The sequence below is a fragment of the Paenibacillus sp. NPDC056722 genome (assembly GCF_042790635.1).
GTDB classification, from domain to species: Bacteria; Bacillota; Bacilli; order Paenibacillales; family Paenibacillaceae; genus Paenibacillus_AQ; species Paenibacillus_AQ agri.
This window is the reverse complement of sequence record NZ_JBHTYV010000002.1, coordinates 227,328-250,969: the sequence shown is the minus strand read 5'-3', so window position 1 is coordinate 250,969 and position 23,642 is coordinate 227,328. Positions and strand designations below refer to the sequence as shown.

General features: G+C 49.8%; 21 protein-coding genes and 1 CRISPR repeat array. Of the genes, 18 read left to right on the top strand and 3 right to left on the bottom strand.

The features are described 5' to 3' along the window. Positions 1 to 45 precede the first annotated feature (45 nt). The 3 genes from accD to pyk all read left to right on the top strand — a co-directional run bounded on the left by accD (position 46) and on the right by pyk (position 3,693). Positions 46 to 939: an acetyl-CoA carboxylase, carboxyltransferase subunit beta gene (accD, locus tag ACFRAM_RS05640; RefSeq protein WP_379464926.1), complete on the top strand. Its 894-nt coding sequence runs from the start codon at positions 46 to 48 to the stop codon at positions 937 to 939. Beyond that, positions 940 to 1,941 carry an acetyl-CoA carboxylase carboxyltransferase subunit alpha gene (locus tag ACFRAM_RS05635; RefSeq protein WP_379464925.1) on the top strand — a complete coding sequence of 334 codons (1,002 nt, stop codon included), beginning with the start codon at positions 940 to 942 and terminating at the stop codon, positions 1,939 to 1,941. A gap of 330 nt (positions 1,942 to 2,271) precedes the next feature. Next, positions 2,272 to 3,693 (top strand): pyruvate kinase, encoded by a 1,422-nt coding sequence (pyk, locus tag ACFRAM_RS05630; protein ID WP_175374258.1) that lies wholly within the window; start codon positions 2,272 to 2,274, stop codon positions 3,691 to 3,693. 143 nt (positions 3,694 to 3,836) lie between these two features. On the opposite strand, the gene ACFRAM_RS05625 is transcribed toward pyk, so the two are convergent. Beyond that, a complete protein-coding gene (locus tag ACFRAM_RS05625; RefSeq protein ID WP_379464924.1) occupies positions 3,837 to 4,601 on the bottom strand; it encodes a G1 family glutamic endopeptidase in 765 nt (254 codons plus the stop codon). Positions 4,602 to 4,702: 101 nt separating this feature from the next. On the opposite strand from ACFRAM_RS05625, the gene ACFRAM_RS05620 reads away from it, so the two are divergent. From ACFRAM_RS05620 to ACFRAM_RS05610, 3 genes are read left to right on the top strand one after another with little or no spacing between them, the layout of a single operon-like run. Then, a complete protein-coding gene (locus ACFRAM_RS05620; RefSeq protein ID WP_379464923.1) occupies positions 4,703 to 5,878 on the top strand; it encodes an MFS transporter in 1,176 nt (391 codons plus the stop codon). A 42-nt stretch (positions 5,879 to 5,920) separates the two neighbouring features. Continuing rightward, positions 5,921 to 6,457 (top strand): acyl-CoA thioesterase, encoded by a 537-nt coding sequence (locus ACFRAM_RS05615; RefSeq protein WP_379464922.1) that lies wholly within the window; start codon positions 5,921 to 5,923, stop codon positions 6,455 to 6,457. Beyond that, positions 6,454 to 6,852: an FxsA family protein gene (locus ACFRAM_RS05610; RefSeq protein ID WP_175374262.1), complete on the top strand. Its 399-nt coding sequence runs from the start codon at positions 6,454 to 6,456 to the stop codon at positions 6,850 to 6,852. The genes ACFRAM_RS05615 and ACFRAM_RS05610 overlap by 4 nt, the downstream gene beginning before the upstream one ends. Positions 6,853 to 7,568: 716 nt before the next feature. Here ACFRAM_RS05610 and ACFRAM_RS05605 read toward each other — a convergent pair. Next, positions 7,569 to 7,835, bottom strand: coding sequence for a hypothetical protein (locus ACFRAM_RS05605; protein WP_379464921.1), 267 nt, complete (start codon positions 7,833 to 7,835; stop codon positions 7,569 to 7,571). A 127-nt stretch (positions 7,836 to 7,962) separates the two neighbouring features. Here ACFRAM_RS05605 and ACFRAM_RS05600 point away from each other — a divergent pair, with 127 nt between their 5' ends. Then, the gene (locus ACFRAM_RS05600) at positions 7,963 to 8,094 is read left to right on the top strand and encodes a hypothetical protein (RefSeq protein WP_379464920.1); all 132 of its coding nucleotides are present in this window, start codon (positions 7,963 to 7,965) and stop codon (positions 8,092 to 8,094) included. Here ACFRAM_RS05600 and ytvI read toward each other — a convergent pair. Further along, on the bottom strand, positions 8,075 to 9,190 hold the full coding sequence (gene ytvI, locus ACFRAM_RS05595; protein WP_379464919.1) for a sporulation integral membrane protein YtvI: 1,116 nt from the start codon (positions 9,188 to 9,190) through the stop codon (positions 8,075 to 8,077). The genes ACFRAM_RS05600 and ytvI overlap by 20 nt on opposite strands. A 400-nt stretch (positions 9,191 to 9,590) precedes the next feature. Here ytvI and citZ point away from each other — a divergent pair, with 400 nt between their 5' ends. The 11 genes from citZ (at position 9,591) to phoU (ending at position 23,555) form a co-directional block, all read left to right on the top strand. Next, entirely contained in the window at positions 9,591 to 10,703 is a 1,113-nt protein-coding gene (citZ, locus tag ACFRAM_RS05590) for a citrate synthase (RefSeq protein WP_379464918.1), read from the top strand. Between the two features lie 112 nt (positions 10,704 to 10,815). Then, complete coding sequence (icd, locus tag ACFRAM_RS05585) at positions 10,816 to 12,111, top strand: NADP-dependent isocitrate dehydrogenase (protein WP_379464917.1); 1,296 nt, start codon at positions 10,816 to 10,818, stop codon at positions 12,109 to 12,111. 72 nt (positions 12,112 to 12,183) lie between these two features. Further along, entirely contained in the window at positions 12,184 to 13,125 is a 942-nt protein-coding gene (mdh, locus tag ACFRAM_RS05580) for a malate dehydrogenase (RefSeq protein WP_175374267.1), read from the top strand. Positions 13,126 to 13,862: 737 nt separating this feature from the next. Further along, a CRISPR array of direct repeats spans positions 13,863 to 15,021; the repeat unit is 32 nt; unit sequence GTCGCTCCCCATGTGGGAGCGTGGATTGAAAT. A 199-nt stretch (positions 15,022 to 15,220) separates the two neighbouring features. Continuing rightward, a complete protein-coding gene (locus ACFRAM_RS05575; RefSeq protein WP_175374268.1) occupies positions 15,221 to 15,649 on the top strand; it encodes a hypothetical protein in 429 nt (142 codons plus the stop codon). A 260-nt stretch (positions 15,650 to 15,909) separates the two neighbouring features. Further along, on the top strand, positions 15,910 to 16,779 hold the full coding sequence (locus tag ACFRAM_RS05570; protein WP_175374269.1) for an SDR family oxidoreductase: 870 nt from the start codon (positions 15,910 to 15,912) through the stop codon (positions 16,777 to 16,779). A 209-nt stretch (positions 16,780 to 16,988) separates the two neighbouring features. Next, positions 16,989 to 18,626 (top strand): fumarate hydratase, encoded by a 1,638-nt coding sequence (locus tag ACFRAM_RS05565; protein WP_379464916.1) that lies wholly within the window; start codon positions 16,989 to 16,991, stop codon positions 18,624 to 18,626. A 104-nt stretch (positions 18,627 to 18,730) separates the two neighbouring features. Then, on the top strand, positions 18,731 to 19,120 hold the full coding sequence (locus ACFRAM_RS05560) for a VOC family protein (protein WP_175374271.1): 390 nt from the start codon (positions 18,731 to 18,733) through the stop codon (positions 19,118 to 19,120). 194 nt (positions 19,121 to 19,314) lie between these two features. After that, a complete protein-coding gene (gene pnpS / locus ACFRAM_RS05555) occupies positions 19,315 to 21,108 on the top strand; it encodes a two-component system histidine kinase PnpS (protein WP_379464915.1) in 1,794 nt (597 codons plus the stop codon). A gap of 120 nt (positions 21,109 to 21,228) precedes the next feature. Continuing rightward, positions 21,229 to 21,957: a response regulator transcription factor gene (locus tag ACFRAM_RS05550; RefSeq protein WP_066374221.1), complete on the top strand. Its 729-nt coding sequence runs from the start codon at positions 21,229 to 21,231 to the stop codon at positions 21,955 to 21,957. Between the two features lie 118 nt (positions 21,958 to 22,075). Then, entirely contained in the window at positions 22,076 to 22,831 is a 756-nt protein-coding gene (gene pstB / locus ACFRAM_RS05545; protein ID WP_066374223.1) for a phosphate ABC transporter ATP-binding protein PstB, read from the top strand. Positions 22,832 to 22,895: 64 nt separating this feature from the next. Continuing rightward, positions 22,896 to 23,555, top strand: a complete 660-nt coding sequence (gene phoU, locus ACFRAM_RS05540; protein ID WP_175374273.1) for a phosphate signaling complex protein PhoU — start codon at positions 22,896 to 22,898, stop codon at positions 23,553 to 23,555. Positions 23,556 to 23,642 lie beyond the last annotated feature (87 nt).

The following is a 23,642-nucleotide window of genomic DNA, read 5'->3' as shown; positions in this document are numbered from 1 at the left end:
CGGCAAGCTGCATAACTCAAATAAACGGCTGAAGAGGTGCGACCCTTGTTCAAAGATTTATTTCAGAAAAAACGGAAGTACGCGACGATTCCTTCAGAGCGTCTGGAGCGAAGCGGCGGCCCGGTGGAAGGCGAACGCCCCAAACGGGAGATTCCTGAAGGACTGATGAGCAAGTGCAGCAAGTGCGGCACGATCCAGTACAGCAAGGAACTGGAGAAGAACCTCAAGGTCTGCCCGTCCTGCGGGTACCATATGCGACTGAACGCTTCTGAGCGTATAGCAATTACACTTGACCCGGAAGGGTTTATTGAGTTTGACAGCGAGATGACTTCTGTTGATCCACTGGAATTTCCAGGTTACGCAACCAAGCTGGAGCAACAACAACTGAAGACAGGACAACCCGATGCCGTCATTACAGGGCAGGGATCCATTGAAGGCCAGCCTGTTATTGTAGCGGTGATGAATTTCGAGTTCTTTACCGGGAGTATGGGTTCGGTTGTCGGAGAGAAAATTACCCGAGCTATTGAAGAGGCGACGGAGAGAAGACTACCGCTCTTGATCTTCTCGACCTCTGGCGGTGCGCGGATGCAGGAGAGTATTCTCAGTCTGATGCAGATGGCGAAGACCAGTGCTGCACTGGCCCGCTTTAGCGAAGTCGGAGGGCTGTACATTTCCATTATCACCGACCCAACAACCGGCGGTGTATCCGCAAGTTTTGCCAGCCTTGGCGATATTATTATAGCGGAGCCGGGAGCAGTCTTCGGCTTTGCCGGTCGGATTGTGATTGAGCAGACGATCCGCCAGAAGCTGCCGGATGATTTCCAGACGGCAGAGTTTAACCTGCAGCATGGCCAGCTGGATCTGGTGGTACACCGCAAGGAAATGCGTGCCACACTCTCCAAGTTGCTGGAGCTGCATAATGTGAAAGGGGGAGTTTAGGTGGCAGGAGAGTTGCCTTTTGAATTGCCCCTGGTTGAAATGCGTAAAAAAATCGCTGAGTTGAAGCAATTTGGTGAAGAGAAGGGTATCGATTTCAGCGATGAGGTTGCACGTCTGGAAGATCGTTACCGGGTGCTGGAGAACGAGGTGTACTCCAATATTTCTCCATCCCAAAAAATGCACCTGGCCCGGCATCAAGGCCGGCCGACTTCGCTGGATCTGATTAATCTGATCTTTACTGATTTCATCGAGCTGCATGGTGACCGGATGTTCGGTGATGATCTGGCTGTCGTAGGCGGGATCGCCAAGCTGAATGGCTTGCCAGTGACCGTAGTGGGCCAGCAGCGCGGGAAGGACACGAAGGATAATATCCAGCGCTTCTTCGGCAGTGCCCACCCGGAGGGCTTCCGCAAGGCGCTGCGGCTGATGAAGCAGGCGGATAAGTTCAAGCGTCCAATCATCACATTTGTGGATACCAAAGGGGCCTATCCCGGCAATACCGCTGAGGAAAGAGGCCAGTCCGAAGCGATTGCCCGCAATTTGCTGGAGATGTCCCAACTTAGTGTTCCTGTAATCTGTGTGGTGATTGGTGAAGGCGGCAGCGGAGGTGCACTCGCGCTGGCTGTCGGGAATCGCGTACTGATGCTGGAGCATGCCATCTATTCAGCGATTTCCCCGAATGGTGCGGCATCCATCCTGTGGAAAGATGCCTCCAAGGCAGATGTAGCAGCTGAAGCGATGAAGATTACAGCGGACGATTTGCTCGCCATGGAGGTTATCGAGGAGATCGTGCCGGAGCCGAAAGGCGGCGCACATCGTGATTACGAGGCGACTGCAGTAGCGATCAAGGATGCGCTGTGGCGTCATTTGCAGGAGCTGTCGGATCTGGATTGCGGCGAACTGAAAGAGGATCGTTATCTTAAGTTCCGCAAAATCGGCGAGTTTTCCGAAGCCCAGCAGGAGCAATTGATACTGGAAGAAGAAGTGCTGAGCAAGGAGTAATACCCTGCTTTTAATTTGCACTTTCTGACATATTATAATTTTGGAACGCCACGTTGCTGGAAGTTTCCATTAACCATTTTATACCATTGAAATAATCCTGGTGTCATGCCGGGATTATTTTTATTTTAAGGGCATTTTCTGAAAATTCGACGTGAAATTACAGCAAAAAGTCGCTGGAACATTGATTTTGTGTCTGAGTTGCAGTAATATTCATAAGGGCGAAGTAAAAGGTACATGTGATAAAGTTCCTATTCAAACCACAAGCCTTATAGTAGATTCTGTAGTTGGAAAAAGTGAGACAGAGAGAACGAAAAAACGGAGGATAACCTAATGCGGAAAAGTAAAATTGTATGTACGATCGGTCCTGCTAGTGAATCGTTGGAGAATATCAAAAAATTGATTTTGGCTGGTATGAATGTAGCCCGTCTGAACTTCTCCCACGGCGATTTCGAAGAGCACGGAAACCGGATTAAAACCATCCGTCAGGCATCTGCGGAACTGAACAAGACGGTTGCAATCCTGCTCGATACCAAAGGACCGGAGATTCGCACAGGCAAGCTGGAAGTAGAACCAATTGAACTGGTACAAGACGAGTATCTGACACTGACTACGGAAGAAATTTTGGGTAACCAAAACCGTATCTCTATCACATACAGCGAACTTCCTAACGATGTTCAAGTGGGTTCCACAATTCTGATCGACGACGGCCTGATCGGCTTGACTGTTGTCGACATTCAAGGCACAGAAATCAAGACCCGTATTGTCAACGGCGGAACGATTAAGAGCAAGAAAGGTGTTAACGTGCCTGGAGTTGCTATCTCGTTGCCTGGTATTACGGAAAAAGACACCAACGATATCATTTTTGGGATCGAGCAGGACATTGATTTTATCGCCGCTTCCTTCGTTCGCAAAGCTAGCGACGTTCTGGAAATCCGCGAATTGCTTGAGAAGCACAACGCTTCCCACATTCAAATCATTTCCAAAATCGAAAACCAACAAGGTGTTGACAACCTTGATGAAATTTTGGCAGTTTCCGACGGCCTGATGGTTGCCCGTGGTGACCTTGGTGTGGAAATCCCTGCTGAAGATGTGCCATTGGCTCAAAAGCTGATGATCAAAAAATGCAACGTGGCTGGCAAACCAGTTATCACAGCAACCCAAATGCTGGATTCCATGCAACGTAACCCGCGTCCTACCCGCGCTGAAGCGAGTGACGTAGCGAACGCAATCTTCGACGGAACGGATGCAATCATGCTCTCCGGCGAAACTGCTGCAGGGAAATATCCAGTTGAATCTGTACTGACTATGTCCCGTATTGCTGAGAAAGCGGAATCCGCTCTGGATTACCGTGAAATCTTCAATAAACAGCAATTTGCACAAGAAACAACTGTAACTGAAGCGATCAGCCAATCCGTTGCGATCTCCGCACTGGACCTGAACGCTAAGGCAATCATTTCTTCCACGGTGACTGGTCATACTGCACGTGTAGTTTCCAAATACCGTCCAAAAGCACCTATCATTGCCGTGACAACACAAGAGAGAACTATGCGTCAATTGTCTCTGGTATGGGGCGTAACACCGGTTTACGGACAAGTAGCAACCTCTACGGACGAGCTGCTTGAAACGGCACTTAAAGGTGGTAAAGATTCCGGTCTGGTACAAGGCGGCGATCTCGTCGTGATTACTGCTGGTATTCCACTGGGCCGTTCCGGTTCCACAAACCTGGTTAAAGTGAGCCAAATTCCTAACTAATAAGGCTGTATGGGGCTTGCCCCTACCGCAGGTTGATCCATGTCAAAAAGCAATGGTGCATGCACCATTGCTTTTTTTTCAGAAGTATAACCCCATATGCATGGGGTTATTTTCACGTCCGGATTGCTATGATTTGTGGTATCCTAGTGGGGCCGATGTCTAGGAATGGAGCGAGATCGAACGGAGCTAGCCATACAGGGGGACGGTCTTTTGTGCCGGTAGATTCTTCTGACGGTAAAAGCATCGCCACAGGCGCTGGGACAAGAAGGTATAGCAATCGTGATCTTGTTCTGGAGCATAATTCCGCCCTGTGCCGGTGTGAGCTTCGCTCGTTTGCCGTTAATCCGGCACCGATTGAAGGGGACTTGGCTTACACGGGCGAGCGCCGTAATTCGTCCGCTAACCTTTGGGGCTTCCAAAATCCATTCGGCGGAGCTTTGTGGTCCGGTGTAGCACTGGTGAGTTCGAAAGATCCATTTCCGGGTCAGATTACGGAGCGTGATGCACCATTTAGTACGGCTGATCTTGATGATGCTGGCTTGCATGGAATCACCGGGTGATACCGGTAGTGGAATAATAGTCTCAAATGCCGGTAGGATTTCCCACCAGGCATAATAATGCGCTTTTCCGTTCTCGAAGGTATGACCTGTCCCCGTCTGAATCAGGTTGCTGTTCCCGAAGCCGTCAATGCCAATCCAGGCAGACGAATAGGTTGAACGGGCGGAGGGCTTGACGAAGGGAACATGCCATTCGCCGGAAATTCGATGATAGGCTCCTTTTTTACCCCTGATCGCATATCCGCTCCAGTTACTGGAGGACCAGCCGAACCCTTTGTTGCGAGCCTGTGATGTATTGGTTTTATCCTTAATACAGGGCTGATGGCGCTTGACAGAAATGCTGTGATTCATAGATTCACCACCTTCATTGGTTCTGTTGTATCTAATGCACCAAAGAAATACGAGGCATGGGTGTTCCGTTAAAAATAGGATGGAGAGGACTTTTGGCATACATGGAAAAACTTCTGAAGCTGCGCAGCTTCTATCTCTTTCTGGGGCTGGCTGGCGGCTCATTCGGCTCGTATCTCACGCTGCTGCTCGTCCACAACGGGCTTGACAGCAGCCAGATTGGCATGTTGATGGCCACTGGCACCTTGATCGCTATTGTGATCCAGCCGATGTGGGGCATTATTTCCGACCGGTATAACCAGACACGGCTTGTGCTTATCCTAAGTGTAGCTGTACCGGCTGTGTTGGCTGTTTTTTACCAGTCCGAATACTTCTTCGTACTGCTCCTGGTATATACCATTGCCACGATATTCTCCTCCACACAGGCCCCTATCGCCGATTCTTACGCCATTGCGGCAGCAAATAGGGTGGGGTCAAGCTATGGTAGCATTCGCCTCATGTTGAGTATAGGAGCAGCTGTAGGCGGGTATCTGGGTGGCAGATACATCACTGCGTTCTCTGTGTCGACGATTTGGCTGCCGTTTATGCTGTTCAATCTGGTTGCGGTCCTGATTGCCTTGACGTTGCCTAAGCAAGCTGATGAAAATCATATGATGAGCCAGTCCTTCTCCCAAGGAGTGCGCAAGTTGCTCGGCAACCGGGTGTTTCTAGCCTTTCTTGGCGGCAGTTTTCTTGTCAATCAGACGATGGCTGCGTTCGGAACCTATTTCGTGCTTGCTTTCAAAACAGTCGGCGGCTCCACCAGCTCTGCCGGTATTGCCTTGTTTATTGCCTCTGTCACTAATGTGCCATCCATGCTGTACGCCTCCAAGGTGATCCGCAGGTTGGGCCGGGAACGCACACTGCTGATCGGGGCGCTAATATATGTGCTGCGCTGGGGCATTCAGGTGGCATTTCCGTATCCGTCCGTTATGATCGGGGTACAGGTGCTGCATGGGTTGTCGTTTGGTCTGTTCTATATTTCAGCGGTGGAATATGTATCACAGATTACTTCGGCAGACATGCAGGCTACAGGGCAAAGTGTGTTCAGTATGGTTTTCTCCGGATTTGCCGGGATCGTCGGCAACCTGCTGAACGGATTTCTGTTGAATCAGGGTGGGGTTATGGCGATGAATGTAGCGTGCATGGTGAGTTCAGCCGCAGGGGCAGTTCTGCTTATTTATGTATCAAGGAGTGCGCGGCGGAAAAACAATATACCCGCAGAGGGGCTCAGCGCCTGACGTCCGCATAATTTTATTAAATAGAGAGAGGAGCATTTCCTTATGGCTTCACGTGATCTGGGAACATCCAGCCCTTGGTATGGGACGGTTTTTCGTGTCCGTTATCAGGAAACTGATCAAATGCGCGTGGTCTATCATGCCAATTACTTGAACTGGTTCGAGACCGGCCGTACGGAGATGTTTCGCCAGCTTGGCTTTACGTACCGGGATCTTGAAGATAGAGGGGTGCTGCTACCCGTCACCTCTGCAGATTTGCAATTTAAAAGTCCGGCGCGCTATGATGATCTTATTCTCGTGTACGCGCGCCTGACGACCTTTTCTCAGCTGAGAGTCGTCTACGAATATGAAATTCGGCGGCTGCCTAAGGAAGGGAGTAATTCTGTCGGTGATCCTGACTTTTATGTAGGGATGAAGGCGCCGCTTTATGCGGGTGATCACCCCGGTGAACTGCTGGTTACAGGCTCTACAAGCCATGTCTGGCTGAACCGGGAATGGAAGCCTACAAGGCTGGACAGAGCCCTTCCGGAGCTGTTTCATGCGATTACAGGGACGCTGCGGGATAAGGGGGGATCATTATGATGAGGAACAAATGGCTATGGGCTGCATTATTTATTATCCCGGCCGTGGAATTATTCGGGTTTATCTATGTTGCAGATTTTCTCGGCGCACCCAAAACATTGCTGCTGATGCTGACAACCTCAGTGATCGGCCTTGTGATGATGCGATTTGAAGGAAAGAAAGTGCTGCAGGACAGCAAACGGCATGTGGAGGAGGGGCGTGTCCCCGGCCGCACCATGCTGGACGGCTTATGTATTTTTTTTGGCGGGCTGATGTTGATTCTGCCGGGCTTCATCACTGATATCATTGGATTTACACTGGTGTTTCCATTGACCCGGCCGTTATATCGGACCTTTCTCCTACGATGGATTGAGAAAAAAATGAAGAACGGCACCTTCACGTATTACCGCCGATAATCGGCTTGGCCTGACGGGCTGTGCGGAGAAGAACGCATAGTCCGTAAGTCTGATCATTCGTTGTGAATGAAGCAGGAGAAGAAACGATAGAAGTAATGGGGTAGTTGTAATTCCGTACCACTCATAAAATGAATTTTCGCGCGTGCAAAAGGACCTCATCCTCCAGAATAGTGGAAGAACGGGGTCCTTTTGTTCAGAATCCGTGAGTTTCTTTTTTATAAGGGCAGATTTCGAATTTCGCATCCCCTGCACCTCTATATTTAACGGAGAGAATAGTCTATTCTCCCAAATAAGAGCAATTTTGTACCTTATTTTTCTGGAAAATAAGTAAATGAGGGAAATAAGGGCATTATTGAATCTTATTTTCGGAAAATCATGCTGAAAGGGGCTATTGTTGAAGAATTAAGGTACAATATTGCCTCTAATCTCCACCTAACCCTTAGTAGCAAATATTTAAGGTACAAAAATGTCGTTAATTACATTTCGGTAACATTATAAGTTCTTCGCCTAGCCTAAGAATCGTTGGCGCACCGGTGGGGATAGCGCTTTTGGTTGCATTTGCCTTTAGATTTCTTATATTTTACCGCTTGTAGTGGTTTAAATCTAGAGACAAACTATGCTTGCGGCTGGATTTCCTATAGAAAGCCTTCAGGCGAACGCTTTCGCTCCCACAGTTTCCGATTACTACTCTCAATCTCGGATCTCCACCCCCGATCTCATGCATCATCCATTTTTCCGCAGTATTCCCGGCTTACCGCAGCATACACCACGTTCCTGGGCATACCCCGCACTCCTGAGCATACCCCGCGTTTCTGAGCTACCCCGCGTTTCTGAGCTACTCCGCGTATCTGAGCTACTCCGCGTATCTGAGCTACCCCGCGTATCTGAGCTACCCCGCGTATCTGAACTACCCCGCGTATCTGAGCTACTCCGCGTTTCTGAGCATGCCCCACGTTCCTGAGCGTTCCCCGCTTTCTCAGCATTCCCCGCACTCCTGAGCGTTTCCACACTTTCCTCATCGTTTCTTTCCATTCCTACTCCCATCTTCATTTTCATCCTATCATTTACTTTGCACGCTCTGAGACTGCTTGCATTCACTGGAGCCAGCCCGTGGCTATGGTTCGTATGTGCTGGGCATTAGCCTGCAACAATTCGTATTCACCGAAGCCGACCCGTGACTATGGCTCGCATGTGCAGGGCATCAGCCTGCAACAACTCGTATTCATCGGAGCCGGCCGCTGACAATGTAGTTGTGCAACACGTGGAAAACACCGGCCCGATTGAAAGCATTTAACGTCACAAGGAGGACCGGTCCGAGTATCAGTCCCAGCATCCCAAACAGTTGAAGGCCGGCGAACATTCCGATCAGCATGGCGAGCGGATCAAGCCCGACGCTGCTGGCGAGGACTTTTGGCTCCAACACCTGGCGGGTAATGAGAATGATCCCGTAGAGCACCGATAGCCCTATACCGAGGGCCAGATTGCCGGTCATGTAGGAATAGACTAACCAGGGGATCATAACGATGCCCACCCCAAGGTAGGGAAGCAGATCGACAATACCGATCATGAGCCCGATAGCAAACGCTGACTTCACACCCAGCACTACTAAACCGGCAATGACAATGACTGCGGTGATAGAGATCAGGATAAACTGTGCCCGGATGTAACCGAACAATGCCTTGCGCAGATCCTGCCAAATATCCGAGACGGGCTTGAGCAGCGGTGCAGGCAACCATTTGGTTATTCGACCGTTATGACGCTCCCAACTGGTACTGAGGAAGAATGCAGCCAGGACGACCACGACGGTAATGGTGCCGACGCTGGGCAAGGCGGAAATCAGTTTCAGAATGACGTTGAAGAACCCTGTCACGAGTTGGGTCACAGCATAACCGACCGTTTCGGTGGTACGGCTAATATTGCTGTCGATGGTGGCGTGATAGCCGGGATTGTCCTGATAGAACTGGTTGATTTGGTTGATAATATTCTGAATACTGGCGTTGCGGCTCCAGGACAGCAGCAGTTCCCGCCACTGATCAGTATGTAAATTGAAGGTCTGCAGCAGCACGATCAGCTCCTTGACGAGCCGTGTAATCAGTGCGGTCAGTACCAGAGCGGTACCTCCAATATAAAATAGCAGGGACAGCGAGACGGCGAGCCAGCCGGGAAGCCTTAGATCCTTAAGCAGAAGCACCAGGGGGTGCATGATATAGGCGAGCAGCCAAGCCAGCAGCAGAGGGTAGAGGAGCGGGAGCAGTACATAGGTGGCCAGCACCAAGATGACGGCAGCCAGAACTACCCACAGGCCGCGCAGGACTCTTTTTAGCACCAGACGGTCCATATGTTGTTACCTCCTTTCCTCTGGCGCAAGGGTAACCTTGCAGGATGTGAATGCTCGTACTATGTATATTCATAGAGCAACGATAAAGACTAAAAACGGCAGATGAAAAGGATGCGAAAATCACCCTTATACACTGAAAGCGTAATCATGAAACAGCGTTTCATATTTATTTTTCTATCTCTCCGATAAAATCATTTGATGCGCGGGTAAGCTTCCATGTTGTTCACATAACCGTCAAAATCCGTTATGATGATTATATGATGTACTTCGAGGCGTTTCTTTCTCCGCATACGACCGTTTTTAATGTCTTTATTACCTAATGTTTTAATCCTTCAAATTGTAAATGTTTTCATGAACCCTAATGGCATTTATACCCTTGTTGGCAAAGGAGAGATGTACTATGACAGCTATCAAAGGCCTGGAAGGCATCGTCGCAACCACTTCTTCCATCAGCTCGATTGTGGATGGTGTGCTCACGTACCGCGGGTACGATATTGACGATCTTGCGGAACATGCTACTTTTGAAGAAACCGCTTTTTTGCTATGGTTTGGCAAGCTACCGACAGCCGCTGAGCTGCAGGTATTGCAGCGTGATCTTAGTGCATTCGCACCGGTTCCGGAGCAGGTTATTGCCCAAATGAAGCTGTATCCCAAAGATGCCAGCACAATGGCTGCACTGCGCTCTGCGGTCTCAAGCCTCGCTCTTTATGATGAGTCGGCAGACGATATGAGCCGTGAAGCCAACCGAATCAAGGCGGTGAAGCTACAGGCACAAATTCCGACTCTCGTTGCTGCGTTGTCACGTATTCGCAAAGGGCTGGAACCTGTAGCTCCAAAGGAAGGCGTCTCAGTAGCTGAGAACTTCCTGTATATGCTCCGTGGCCAGGACCCGGATGGAATTTCTGTCAAGGCACTGGACACTGCGCTGGTGCTGCATGCTGACCATGAGCTCAATGCGTCCACTTTTGCTGGTCGTGTAACTGTAGCAACCCTTTCAGATATCTACTCTGGCGTTACCTCCGCGATCGGTGCCTTGAAAGGCCCGCTGCACGGTGGAGCGAATGAAGCCGTTATGAAGATGCTGGAGGAAATTGGCGGTATTGAATCCGTAGAGCCTTACGTGCGCGGCAAGCTGGAGCGTCGGGAGAAGATTATGGGCTTCGGGCACCGTGTCTACAAGAACGGGGATCCTCGCGCCAAGCACCTGATGAAGATGTCCCGGGAGCTTGGAACTATGAAAGGCAATACTGAGCTGTACGAAATGTCAGTGAAGATCGAAGAATTGATTACCGGCGAGAAGGGCCTGAGACCTAACGTCGATTTCTATTCCGCTTCCGTTTATACCCAGCTGGGCATTGAGCGTGAACTGTTCACGCCGATCTTTGCCATCAGCCGGACATCGGGATGGACAGCGCATATCCTGGAGCAATATGAGGATAACCGCCTGATCCGTCCGCGTGCAGAGTACACCGGTCTGCTAGAGCAGACATACGTTCCGGTCGACGAAAGATAGGGCGGCCTTGCAGGCCGCTCCTCTCTTTTAGTAGAATTAGAGCCAAGCGTACGCGCCGTAATTTTTAAAGTATATGATTCATATCACAAAATATTGGGAGGAGTACAAACAAATGTTGAAACTGGAAAAATACGAACTGCCGACAGAGGGCGAACAAATTACGATAGAGGACGGCAAGCTGGTTGTTCCGAATACGCCGATCATTCCATTTATTGAAGGCGACGGCACTGGCCGTGACATTTGGAAAGCCTCCAAACGAGTGCTCGATGCTGCAGTAGCTAAGGCTTACGGCGGTTCGAAGCAGATTGCTTGGTACGAAGTTTTTGCCGGCGAGAAGGCCTTCAATACATATGGTGAATGGCTGCCGAACGATACGCTGGAAGCAATCCGCGAATATATTGTAGCGATCAAAGGACCGCTGACTACGCCAATCGGCGGAGGTATTCGTTCCCTGAACGTGGCCCTGCGCCAGGAGCTGGATTTGTATACATGTCTGCGCCCAGTACGTTATTTTGACGGCGTACCTTCCCCTGTAAAACGTCCTGAGCTGGTAGATATGGTTATTTTCCGTGAGAATACGGAAGATATTTATGCTGGTATCGAGTATCAGGAAGGTTCGGCAGAAGTGAAGAAAGTGATCGAATTCCTGCAAAAAGAGATGAATGTGAACAAGATCCGCTTCCCGGAAACTTCCGGTATCGGCATCAAGCCAGTATCCTCCGAAGGTTCCAAGCGTCTGGTACGCGCTGCTGTAGAGTATGCAATCAAGCACGGACGCAAGAGCGTTACGCTGGTGCATAAAGGCAACATCATGAAGTTCACTGAAGGTGCCTTCAAGAACTGGGGTTACGAAGTGGCTGAACAGGAGTTCGGCGATAAAGTATTCACTTGGAACCAATACGATGTAATCAAGGATCGCGACGGCGAAGCTGCTGCGAATGCTGCACAGAAAGAAGCCGAAGAAGCTGGCAAAATCATCATCAAGGATGCCATTGCAGACATCGCGCTGCAACAAGTGTTGACTCGTCCTACGGACTTTGACGTCATTGCAACACTGAACCTGAACGGTGACTATCTGTCCGACGCACTGGCTGCGCAAATCGGCGGTATTGGTATCGCTCCAGGAGCGAACATCAACTATGTGACAGGACATGCTATTTTCGAAGCGACCCATGGTACAGCTCCTAAATATGCGGATAAAGACGTTGTAAACCCAGGTTCGGTTATCCTCTCCGGCGTTATGTTGCTTGAGCACCTGGGCTGGCAGGAAGCTGCTGATCTGATCTACAAAGGCATGGAGACTGCAATCAACAACAAGACCGTTACTTATGACTTTGCCCGCTTGATGGAAGGTGCTACTGAGCTGAAATGCTCCGCATTCGCTGACGAAGTTATCAACCACATGTAAGAGTGCTGCCGGTGACAGTCATGGACGAATTAGTCCGGCTGTCCCGTCAAAACCGATCTAGGAGGATAAATGGTGGCTATCAAACGGTATAAAATTACAATCGTGGGTGCCGGGTTCACCGGTGCTACCACAGCACTTATGCTGGCTCAGAAGGAGCTTGGTAATGTGGTGCTGCTTGATATTCCCCAGCTTGAGAATCCGACTAAAGGCAAAGCACTTGATATGATGGAAGCCAGTCCTGTGCAGAAGTTCGATAGTCAGATTACCGGTACGTCGAACTATGAAGATGCCGCGGATTCTGACATTGTGATCATAACAGCGGGGATTGCCCGTAAGCCGGGGATGAGCCGTGATGATCTGGTCAACACCAACGCCGGGATTGTGAAATCAGTATGTGAAAATGTGAAGCGTGTAGCCCCGGAATCCATCGTAATTATTCTGAGCAATCCTGTGGACGCTATGACTTATGTGGCATACAAGACCCTGGGATTCCCGAAAAATCGCGTCATTGGACAATCAGGTGTGCTGGATACCGCACGCTATTGTACTTTTATCGCCGAGGAGCTTGACGTCTCTGTTGAGGATGTGCGCGGCTTTGTACTGGGCGGCCATGGCGATGATATGGTGCCGTTGGTTCGTTATTCCAGCGTCGGCGGCATCCCTATCGACACACTTATTCCAGCGGAGCGCATCGAAGCGATCGTGCAGCGCACCCGTGTGGGCGGCGGTGAGATCGTCAACCTGCTGGGCAACGGTAGTGCCTACTACGCGCCGGCGGCTTCGCTGGTGCAGATGACTGAAGCCATTCTCAAGGACAAGAAGCGGATCATTCCGGTCATTGCCCTGCTGGAAGGTGAATACGGCTATGAGAACTTGTTCATGGGCGTTCCTACACGGCTTGGGGCTGGCGGGATTGAGCAGATTTTTGAACTGGAGCTGACTTCTGAAGAGAAGGCTGCCTTGGATAAATCGGCAGAATCCGTACGTGACGTAACGAACATCATTACAGTCTGAGTTGCGGTAAATGTTGAAGGGAAGAGCACCCGGAAGCCATTGAAGGCTTTCGGGTGCTTTTTTGTATATAGGAAGAGGCTCGATGTCACTACCAGTGCTTTCCGAAATAGCTTCGTAAAAGCAAACTCGTCAAACCAGCTCTGTCTGAACAACTTGGTCTGAACAATCTCGTCAAACAACTTCGTAAAACAACCGTTTCAGAGGATTGAAGCTCTTGCAAGGGCGCTAACGGACCCTATGGTCGTTATTTATACATTAAGTTGCCCTTGGAATATGTAATGGACTCAGGTGACGTTATTTCCTCCCAAACAGTGGGTTTTTAACCGGATTTCTGTTCATAGGGTCTCTGGAGTCCGTTATTTTCTTAAAAGTGGTCGATCGGAGGGAATAACGTCGCTGGAGTCCGTTATAATACGAAACACGAAGCGAGTACTGATTTTGAGATAGATCGCAAAACAAGGATTTTGAAAAAAGATGGAGAATCTTGTAAAGAGAAAATATAACGATGCCAGCGACGTTATCACTCAATTTGCATATGAGGCTATGGACTTTGTACGTTGCAAATGGCAGTGCGAATGTATAGCTCACATAAAAATCCCGGGTCCTCCGCACCACGAATATTACATTAATTGTATATTTTTTGTTGGTAAAGTGTGGTTTTACCCTTTAGGCTGGGGTTAATGAGTAATTTTTCGCCCCAAATAAGGTATTTTACCTTTTTATGGGTGAAAATCGCTGTCGCTCCCCATGTGGGAGCGTGGATTGAAATTTGAACGGCAAGTACCACTCAAACACCCGTGGGGGGTCGCTCCCCATGTGGGAGCGTGGATTGAAATGTGTACAGCACATCAAGCACGTAATGGAAGCCGGTCGCTCCCCATGTGGGAGCGTGGATTGAAATATCCTCTCTGCATTTCCGCCGAATGTGTCATTCGTCGCTCCCCATGTGGGAGCGTGGATTGAAATTTTCAAAGCAGCTACTGGCGCGAATCCTATGAATCGTCGCTCCCCATGTGGGAGCGTGGATTGAAATTCTGGATCAACTACGTAATCACAATCGATTTCTGTCGCTCCCCATGTGGGAGCGTGGATTGAAATTATGGGAAAGAGCAAAATTACATGACAGACACAGTCGCTCCCCATGTGGGAGCGTGGATTGAAATATCGGACCTTGGCGTATCTGGCGCGGACGTTTAAGTCGCTCCCCATGTGGGAGCGTGGATTGAAATACCGTGAGATTGCCGCGCTAATGGACGATGTAAGCGTCGCTCCCCATGTGGGAGCGTGGATTGAAATGAGGAATTCGCGCGCTTGGCCGTTAAAGAGATCGACGTCGCTCCCCATGTGGGAGCGTGGATTGAAATGGTAATCTGCAAGAATGGGTTAACTTCGCCCGGAGGTCGCTCCCCATGTGGGAGCGTGGATTGAAATTGCGTAATATACGTCGGGGCTGACGGAGCCTGCGCGTCGCTCCCCATGTGGGAGCGTGGATTGAAATGACTCTCCTACCACATTAACCGCTACAACCTTGGTCGCTCCCCATGTGGGAGCGTGGATTGAAATAATAACAGCGGTGGTTTTCCGGGCGGGGCGCTCGGTCGCTCCCCATGTGGGAGCGTGGATTGAAATATAAAAAACGCAAGGAGTATATGGATGTGCAGATGGTCGCTCCCCATGTGGGAGCGTGGATTGAAATGATTGCTGGAAGATGATGTGGGCTTATCATTTGAGTCGCTCCCCATGTGGGAGCGTGGATTGAAATGACCTATCACCTGATACCGGACTGATCGGAAGCCGTCGCCCCCCCATGTGGGAGCGTGGATTGAAATTAAACGGGTAAGATCATAGCCATAGGGCGGTTTATGTCGCTCCCCATGTGGGAGCGTGGATTGAAAATGTTCGTCATATGTAGTCCTCTGGGCTGAAGCATTGTCGCTCCCCATCCGGGAGCATGGCACCAACCCTCTCCCCAAACACCTCCTTTTCTCAAACAACCTTCCAATTTCATCCCGATATCCTTTTCTTGGCTATTGATATTGGGTATAATTGATAGTGATATAACTTTTATCACAATGAATACAGGAGGAGGTAGATTATGGACGGGAAGATTTTGTTTTTCTTACATATGATCGGGACTCTGGCGTTGGGATTTTATCTGGTACTGCCTTTTATTCTGGGACGTGCGGAGAAGCTGTCACCAGCTGCTAAAGAAGGTACGCTCAGCGCGATTGGCGGATTTAACCGTTTTGCCCAGTATGGATTGGTTATTCAACTACTGACTGGTGGTTACATGATGACCAAAGGCGAGTACTCCGTACCGTGGATGATTATCGTAGTTGTGCTGTTGCTTGCGATGTTTGCCCTGGGTGGCATTATGAGCAAGCCGCTGCGTCTGGCCGCTGCCGGTATGCGCGAGAATCGTGATGTCTCGGGCGAGACTGCGAAAATCCGTACCATGAGTGCACTATTAATGGTGGTTCTGTTATTGATGGTGTTCTTCATGGTGTACAACCAAATTATCTAGTTCTGCATGGAACAGATTGAAAGCGGATAAAAGACCGTTACTTGTGAGCATGGCTGACGAGAGGCGGTCTTTTTGGCGTGAAAAATAATAGTTTTCTAATCTCCTCTTGTTGAGCCGCTGTGTTTGATCCACTCCAATGTGTGGTAAGTAACATAACGTAAAGACAGGCCAAACTGTCAGTAACGCATAAACATGGACCCTTGAGCCATCCTAAGATGATCAGCTTACATCCAATTGCACCGCGAAAGGAGACAGGGAAGATGTCAGATAGCAAGCAGACGAAGAAGACTTTACCGCCACAGGAGCAACAAAGCCAGCCCGGTATCGAGAGTCAAATGAATCCACGTCCTGAGTATGAGCCGAAGGGTTATAAGGCGGCAGGCAAGCTGCTGGGCAAGGCAGCGTTAATTACCGGAGGGGACAGCGGGATTGGCCGGGCGGTGGCAGTTCTTTTTGCCAAAGAAGGGGCCGATGTGGTCATTTCCTACCTCAACGAACATTCGGATGCAGAAGAGACTAAACGTCAGGTGGAGCAGGAGGGGCGTAAATGCATCCTGATCTCCGGGGATATCGGCGTGGAGGCCTTTTGCCAGGATTTAATCAATAAATCTGTGGACGGTCTCGGCAAACTGGATATTCTCATTAATAATGCCGCAGAGCAGCATCCGCAGGATAAAATAGAGGACATAACCTCTGAGCAGCTCGAGCGGACCTTCCGTACGAATATTTTCTCCATGTTCTATTTAACAAAGGCAGCTATGCCGCATTTAAAAGAAGGCTCGACCATCATCAACACGACTTCCATTACGGCTTATCGCGGAAGCCCGCAGTTGCTGGACTATTCGTCCACCAAAGGGGCGATTCTCAGCTTTACCCGTTCGCTGTCTGCTAATCTGGCCGATAAGGGGATTCGGGTCAATGGGGTCGCGCCTGGGCCAATCTGGACTCCGCTGATTCCATCCACCTTCGATGCGCAGAAGGTTAGTGAATTCGGGGCTACTCAGCCGATGAAACGCCCGGGACAGCCAGAAGAGCTGGCACCGGCCTATGTTTATTTGGCCTCCGACGACTCGACATATGTAACCGGACAGGTTATTCATGTCAACGGTGGCGAGGTTGTTAACGGTTAAGCGTATTTGGAGGTTATAACAGAAGCGTCTATCCTATCCTTGAACAGGATTTGGAGAGGCGCTTTTTTGGTGTGCAGCGGGAGGTATAAAGTGTAGATGGTCAACCTGTCAAATTTAAAGTAAACCCTTTCATACGAGGCTTAATATGATATTATATTAATTATAAATAGACCTGAGACAACCTAGGACTGAGAGGAGCCTGATGAAGCATGCAGCAATTTGAAGACAGCATTTATAACCTGATTGTAGAGACCTCCACGAATCTGCCGGGTGATGTCCGGCGGGCGGTTGCCAAGGGACGTGCACTTGAAGACCGGGCGACCCGGTCGGGGCTGGCACTCGCCACGATTGCGCAAAATATCGGGATGGCAGAGCAGCAGGCTTCGCCGATCTGTCAGGACACAGGCATGCCTACCTTTATCATCCACACACCAGTGGGTATCAACCAGATCGAGATGAAGAAGGATATCTTCAGCGCTGTGCAGAGAGCGACCAAGAATGGCAAGCTGCGCCCGAACTCTGTAGACTCGCTCACAGGGGAGAACAGCGGAGATAATCTTGGGGCCGGAACACCAGTAATTCATTTTGAACAATGGGAAGAAGAAGGCATAGATGTCAGGCTCATTCTTAAAGGTGGCGGCTGCGAAAACAAAAATATTCAGTACAGCCTTCCTGCCGAACTAGAAGGACTGGGCAAAGCAGGACGTGATCTGGATGGTATCCGCAAATGTATCCTGCATGCGGTGTATCAAGCACAAGGTCAGGGATGCAGTGCCGGATTCATCGGTGTTGGCATTGGCGGTGACCGCACAACGGGTTACGAATTGGCGAAGAAACAGCTGTTCCGTAAGGTCGATGATGTCAATCCGTCGGAAGATTTGCAGAAGCTGGAAGACTATATTTTAGAGAATGCCAACAAGTTGGGGATTGGGACGATGGGCTTTGGCGGCGAAGTGACGCTGCTGGGCTGCAAGGTTGGTGTGATGAACCGTCTTCCGGCGAGCTTCTTTGTCTCTGTTGCCTATAACTGCTGGGCTTTCCGCCGTCAAGGGGTGCTGGTCGATCCGACTACGGGCGGAATCACAGAATGGCTTTACGAAAGTGGAACTGGAATCTCCGTGGAAGATGGCACCGAGGCTGCAGTTCCTGTAGCGGCTTTGTCGGAGTCTTCCGAAGCAGGTAGCGTCTCTGTGCCATCGATCACTTCAAGTCACGGAGCAGGTGGCGGTTTGGAAAATGCAGGTTCCGGGACAGCTACAGGCGTTTCACGAGAAGTGCGTCTGACGACACCAATCAGCGAAGAGGACGTTCGCAGCCTGCGGGTCGGAGATGTAGTCATTTTGTCCGGCGAGATGCACACTGGACGTGATGCACTGCATAAATACCTGATGGATCACGAGGCGCCGGTAGATCTCAATGGCGCAGTGATTTATCACTGCGGTCCGGTTATGCTCAAGGATGAGGAAGGCTGGCATGTAAAAGCGGCGGGGCCGACCACCAGCATCCGCGAGGAGCCATACCAAGGTGATATTCTGAAGAAATTTGGTATCCGTGCCGTGATTGGCAAGGGTGGCATGGGATCCAAAACATTGAAGGCTTTGCAGGAATACGGCGGCGTGTACCTCAATGCCATTGGCGGAGCTGCGCAATATTATGCGGAATGCATCAAGAAAGTTAACGCTGTAGATTTCATGGAGTTTGGGATTCCGGAAGCCATGTGGCATCTGCAGGTGGATGGCTTCGCAGCCATCGTCACGATGGACGCTCACGGGAACAGTCTGCATGCTGACGTGGAGAAGGATTCAGCTGCCAAATTAGCTCAATTCCGGGAGCCGGTATTCCAGTAAGTCACTATCCAGCCCGTTTGATAGCCTTGTTATATGTGGATGCCCCACGCATAGCGACGGACTCAGCGGGCTTTCTTATTCAGTTGTAAAGGAGGAAGCAACAGATGTCACCACACTATGTAAGAAACGGGCTTCAGACGATTACTCCTTATTTTATTGTATCTAATGCTGACCGCTTGGTAGATTTTGTAGTGCATTGTTTTGAGGCCCGGATCATTGATATGCTGCGCAGCGACGACGGGCGGATCAAGCATGCCGAACTCCGAATCGGTGACTCAATGATCGAGTTGTCCGAAGCCAATAAGAAATATCCGCCGGTGCAGCAAACCATTCATCTATATGTTAGTGACGTGGACAAAACCTATCTAAAATGCCTGGAGTCCGGTGGGATCATTATCGATGAGCCGGTGGATAAGCCATATGGTGAACGCGGTGCCGGCATTAGAGATCCCCATGGCAACCAGTGGTTTATTGCGACTCGTACGCAAGATTGAGTGCCTCTTAGCAGGATGTAACCAGGAAGGGCGCCGCTGCAGATTTTCTGCGGCGGAGGCCCTTCTTTATTTTGGCATTTTACATTGCGTTAAAACTTGGCCTGTATAATGAACAGAATCGAACTGGCATTTTAACAAAAATGAGGTTAGGATTATTTTTAGAGAACATTTGTAAAGAAAGAGGAAACTTATTCATGAAACCGTTTCGTATTCGGCTTACAATCATACTGATGACACTTATCGGGATTTCGATGATCGGTGCCGGATTTACAATGGCGCATCTCTTCAAGGAATCACATATTTCAGCGCTCGAAGAAAACATGTCCCGGGAAATAAAATTACTGTCGGGTACGTTTCAGTTCAGGGAAATGAACAGCCCGGATGCTATGACTTACTACACGGAGCAAGCCAGACATATCGCAGGGTTGACGAAGTCCAGAATCACTTTCATTACCAAGGACGGCAAGGTGATCGGGGATTCGGAGAAGGATCCGCTGCTGATGGACAACCACTCTAAACGGGAGGAAGAGGTGCTGGCTGCCAAGGAAGGCATAGGCCGTGCCATTCGCTATAGTGATACTTTGAACAAAACAATGATGTATGTTGCCGGAGCTGTTGATTCCGATCAAGGTTTTCACGGTTATATTCGTCTCTCGATGTCCCTGGATGCTGTGACCGAAGGGCTGAACCGGGCCTGGATGATTATGGCCGCAGGTCTGGTTCTCCTGTTTATGGCCGCTACCTTTGTCAGTTACAGGGTGGCGTCCGGCATGACTTCGCCGATTGAACAGATCACGAGGGTGGCAAGGCGTATCACGGATCTGGACTATGACGCCCGGGTGCCGATGAAGCGCAAGGATGAGATTGGGCAGTTGGCCAAAGCGATTAATGCCATGGCGGACAGTCTGCAGAATCAACTCAAGACGATCCGCGACAACGAGGATCTGCTGCAAAGCGTGCTCGATAATATGACCGGGGGCATCCTGATGATTAATGAAGAGGGTGAGATTGCGCTGTTGAACCGGGCTGCCGAGCATATGCTGGATGTCAGCAACAACGAGATGGCCGGACAGTCGTATCAGGAGCTAAAGCGTCATTACGAGTTGACCCGGCTAGTGGATGAGGGGGTCTCTCGAAGAGAGCCGATCCATGAGGAACGCAGTATTTATAATCCGACAGAGCGTATTGTACGCCTGGACGGTGTACCAATGATGCAGGATGGCTCTTACAGAGGGATGTTGTTCCTGTTGCAAGAAGTTACGGATATCCGGCGCCTGGAGAAAATGCGCAGCGAGTTCGTGGCGAACGTCTCTCATGAGCTGAAGACTCCGGTAGCCGCAGTTAAGGGCTTTGCGGAGACCTTGCTCGGCGGGGGCGTTACAGACGAGAAGACCGCACGTTCGTTCCTCCAAATCATCTATGATGAGAATGAACGGTTGAACCGCCTGATCGGTGACATTCTGGAATTATCCAAAATCGAGTCCAAACGCGTTCAATTGGAGTGCTCGCCAGTTCATGTTATTGATTTCTTCGACTCCGTACTGGAGACGATGAGCAAAGTGGCTGAGAAGAAGAATATTAGCCTCAGCGCCACAGTCCCGCCGGAGCTATTCATGGAGGGCGATGAGGACAAGCTTCGCCAGATCTTCATGAACCTGTTGTCCAATTCCATCAACTATACCCAGGACGGGGGTAATGTGAAGGTAACCGTGGCCAACCGGATGGAAGGAGACGGCACTGAGAAAGTGATCTTCGCGGTCAGTGATACCGGGATGGGCATTCCACGTAAGGATCTGCCGCGTATCTTCGAACGCTTCTACCGGGTGGATAAAGCCAGATCCAGAAGTTCCGGTGGTACAGGTCTTGGATTGTCCATTGTGAAGCATCTCGTGGATTTACACCGCGGCAATATCAGTGTTGAAAGTGATCTTGGCATTGGAAGCACATTTACTGTTGAACTTCCGCTGCTTCAGGAAGATGAAGAATAAGTGTGGGTATAATTAATCGCTGAGTGTTTCTATCTTTTTTACACCAAGTTAACATTTCGGTGATATGATGGCATTGTTGCTGTTTTGTAAAATTTAAAACATATGAATACGGGGGAACTTATGGCACAACGATTGCTTGTCATTGAAGACGAACCGACGCTGGCGCGCCTGTTATCCTACAACCTGACACAGGAAGGTTATGAGGTCACGGTAGAGGATCATGGAACCGCAGGATATGATCGTGCGACCCGGGAGCCCTTTGACCTCATCGTACTGGATTTAATGCTGCCTGGAATGAACGGTATTGACATTCTTGATAAATTGCGTGGTCAAGGCATCCGCACACCGGTTATTGTGCTGACCGCCAAAAATGCAGAAGAAGATGTTGTCCGTGGATTGAAATCGGGAGCTGATGATTATATAACAAAACCATTTGGCGTCTCAGAGCTACTGGCCCGGGTCAGCGCAGTGCTACGCCGGATTTCTGGACTGGCAGAAGAGGCACCGGCGGAAACGACGGCGTCTGCATCTACCATTATTTTGGGACAACTTGAGATTTATCCCGAGCGGTACGAGGTTTCGCTTGGCGGACACAGCATCAACCTGCGTCCGAAGGAATTTGAAGTGCTACTGTACTTGGCCCGCAAGCCAGGGGTTGTACTTACACGTGACGATCTGATGAATGCAGTGTGGGGCTTCGACTACATTGGTGGACAGCGGACGGTTGACGTGCATGTCAGCTCCTTGCGTAAAAAGCTGGAGCTAGATCCCGAGTCGGTTCATATTGATTCAATTCGCGGAGTTGGCTACAAACTCGTTGTGAATAAGAAGAGGGCTCCTGTCATATAATTGACGGGGGTTCTTTTTTGCGTCTTATTTTACAATGCGTTAACATTTCTCCACAACTCTATTTACACTGCCCGGGTATCATGAGGTACGAAGATGATGAGAAGGAGACGCAAAACTAATGAAATCCATCATTGACATAGAGAAATTGGATCTCTATTATGAGTCTTTTCACGCGCTAAAGAATGTGGAACTGCAGATTCCGGAGAAACAGGTTACAGCTTTTATCGGGCCTTCCGGCTGTGGTAAGTCTACGCTTTTGCGTACCCTAAACCGAATGAATGATATGATTCCCGGAACACGTATTGAAGGTAAAGTTAAGATCGGCGGCAAAGATATTTACAGTGACGATGTTGAAGTGGAAAGCTTGCGCAAGCAGGTCGGCATGGTATTCCAACAGCCTAATCCTTTTCCAAAGTCCATTTATGACAATGTAGCCTACGGTCCTCGACTGCACGGAATCCGCTCGAAGAGTGAACTGGACGGCATCGTAGAACAAAGTCTGCGTCAATCCGCTCTTTGGGAGGAAGTTAAAGACTTCCTGAAGAAATCCGCGCTCAGTCTGTCCGGGGGACAGCAGCAACGGCTCTGTATTGCCAGAGCACTCGCTGTGCAGCCTGACATCCTGCTCATGGATGAAGCAACCTCAGCGCTTGATCCTGTATCCACGCTTAAGATTGAAGAGCTGGTGCAGGAGTTGCGGGACAAGTATACGATTGTTATGGTTACACATAACATGCATCAGGCGGCACGCGTCTCAGGACGAACAGTATTCTTCCTGAACGGTGTGATTGTGGAGGCGGCAGATACAGAGCTGCTGTTCTCGAACCCTAAGGATTCACGCACGGAAGATTATATTTCGGGACGCTTCGGTTAAGCTTTTTAATAAAGCGGGATTGAAGTGACATCTGACATACCACCTGAGGAGGATCGCTCTGGATATGATTCAAAGAAAAGAATTTGACAAGGACTTGGAAGAGCTGCGCAGTCTGCTACAGCAGATGAGTGAGCATGTAACAAATGCGCTCGAAGGTGCGGTTTCCGCGTTGCAAAACCTCGATACTACGCGGGCTCAGGAAATCGTGAAGGCCGATTTGCGCCTTAATGCCATGGAAGACCGGATCATGGAGATCGGATCGAAACTGATCATTACCCAGCAGCCAGTTGCCAAGGACCTGCGTCGTATTATCGTTGCTTTCAAAATATCGAGCGATCTGGAGCGGATGGGCGATCTGGCGATTGATGTCGCCAAGGTTACAATGCGCATTCAGGGACAGCAATTGATCAAACCGCTGGTAGACATCCCGCGTATGGCTGAGATTGTCAACGTAATGATCAAGGAAGCGATCGTTGCTTATCTGGATGAGAACACGGATCTGGCCTACAAAATGGCTCAGGACGATGATCAGGTAGACCACCTCTATAGTGCGATGATCACTGAGCTGTACACTTTCTTGACAGAGAAGCCGGATGCACTGAATCAGGTTATGCTGCTGACGCTAGTGGGCCGTTATATCGAACGAATTGCCGATCATGCCACTAACATTGGTGAAAGTGTAGTATACCTGGTTACAGGCAAGCGCCCTGATCTGAATCAATAATCGTTAATACGGGAATACAGAATAGATGAACCTTTAAGAACGCCGGCCCCCGCCGGCGTTTATTCTATTTAACAGGAGTTCTGCCAG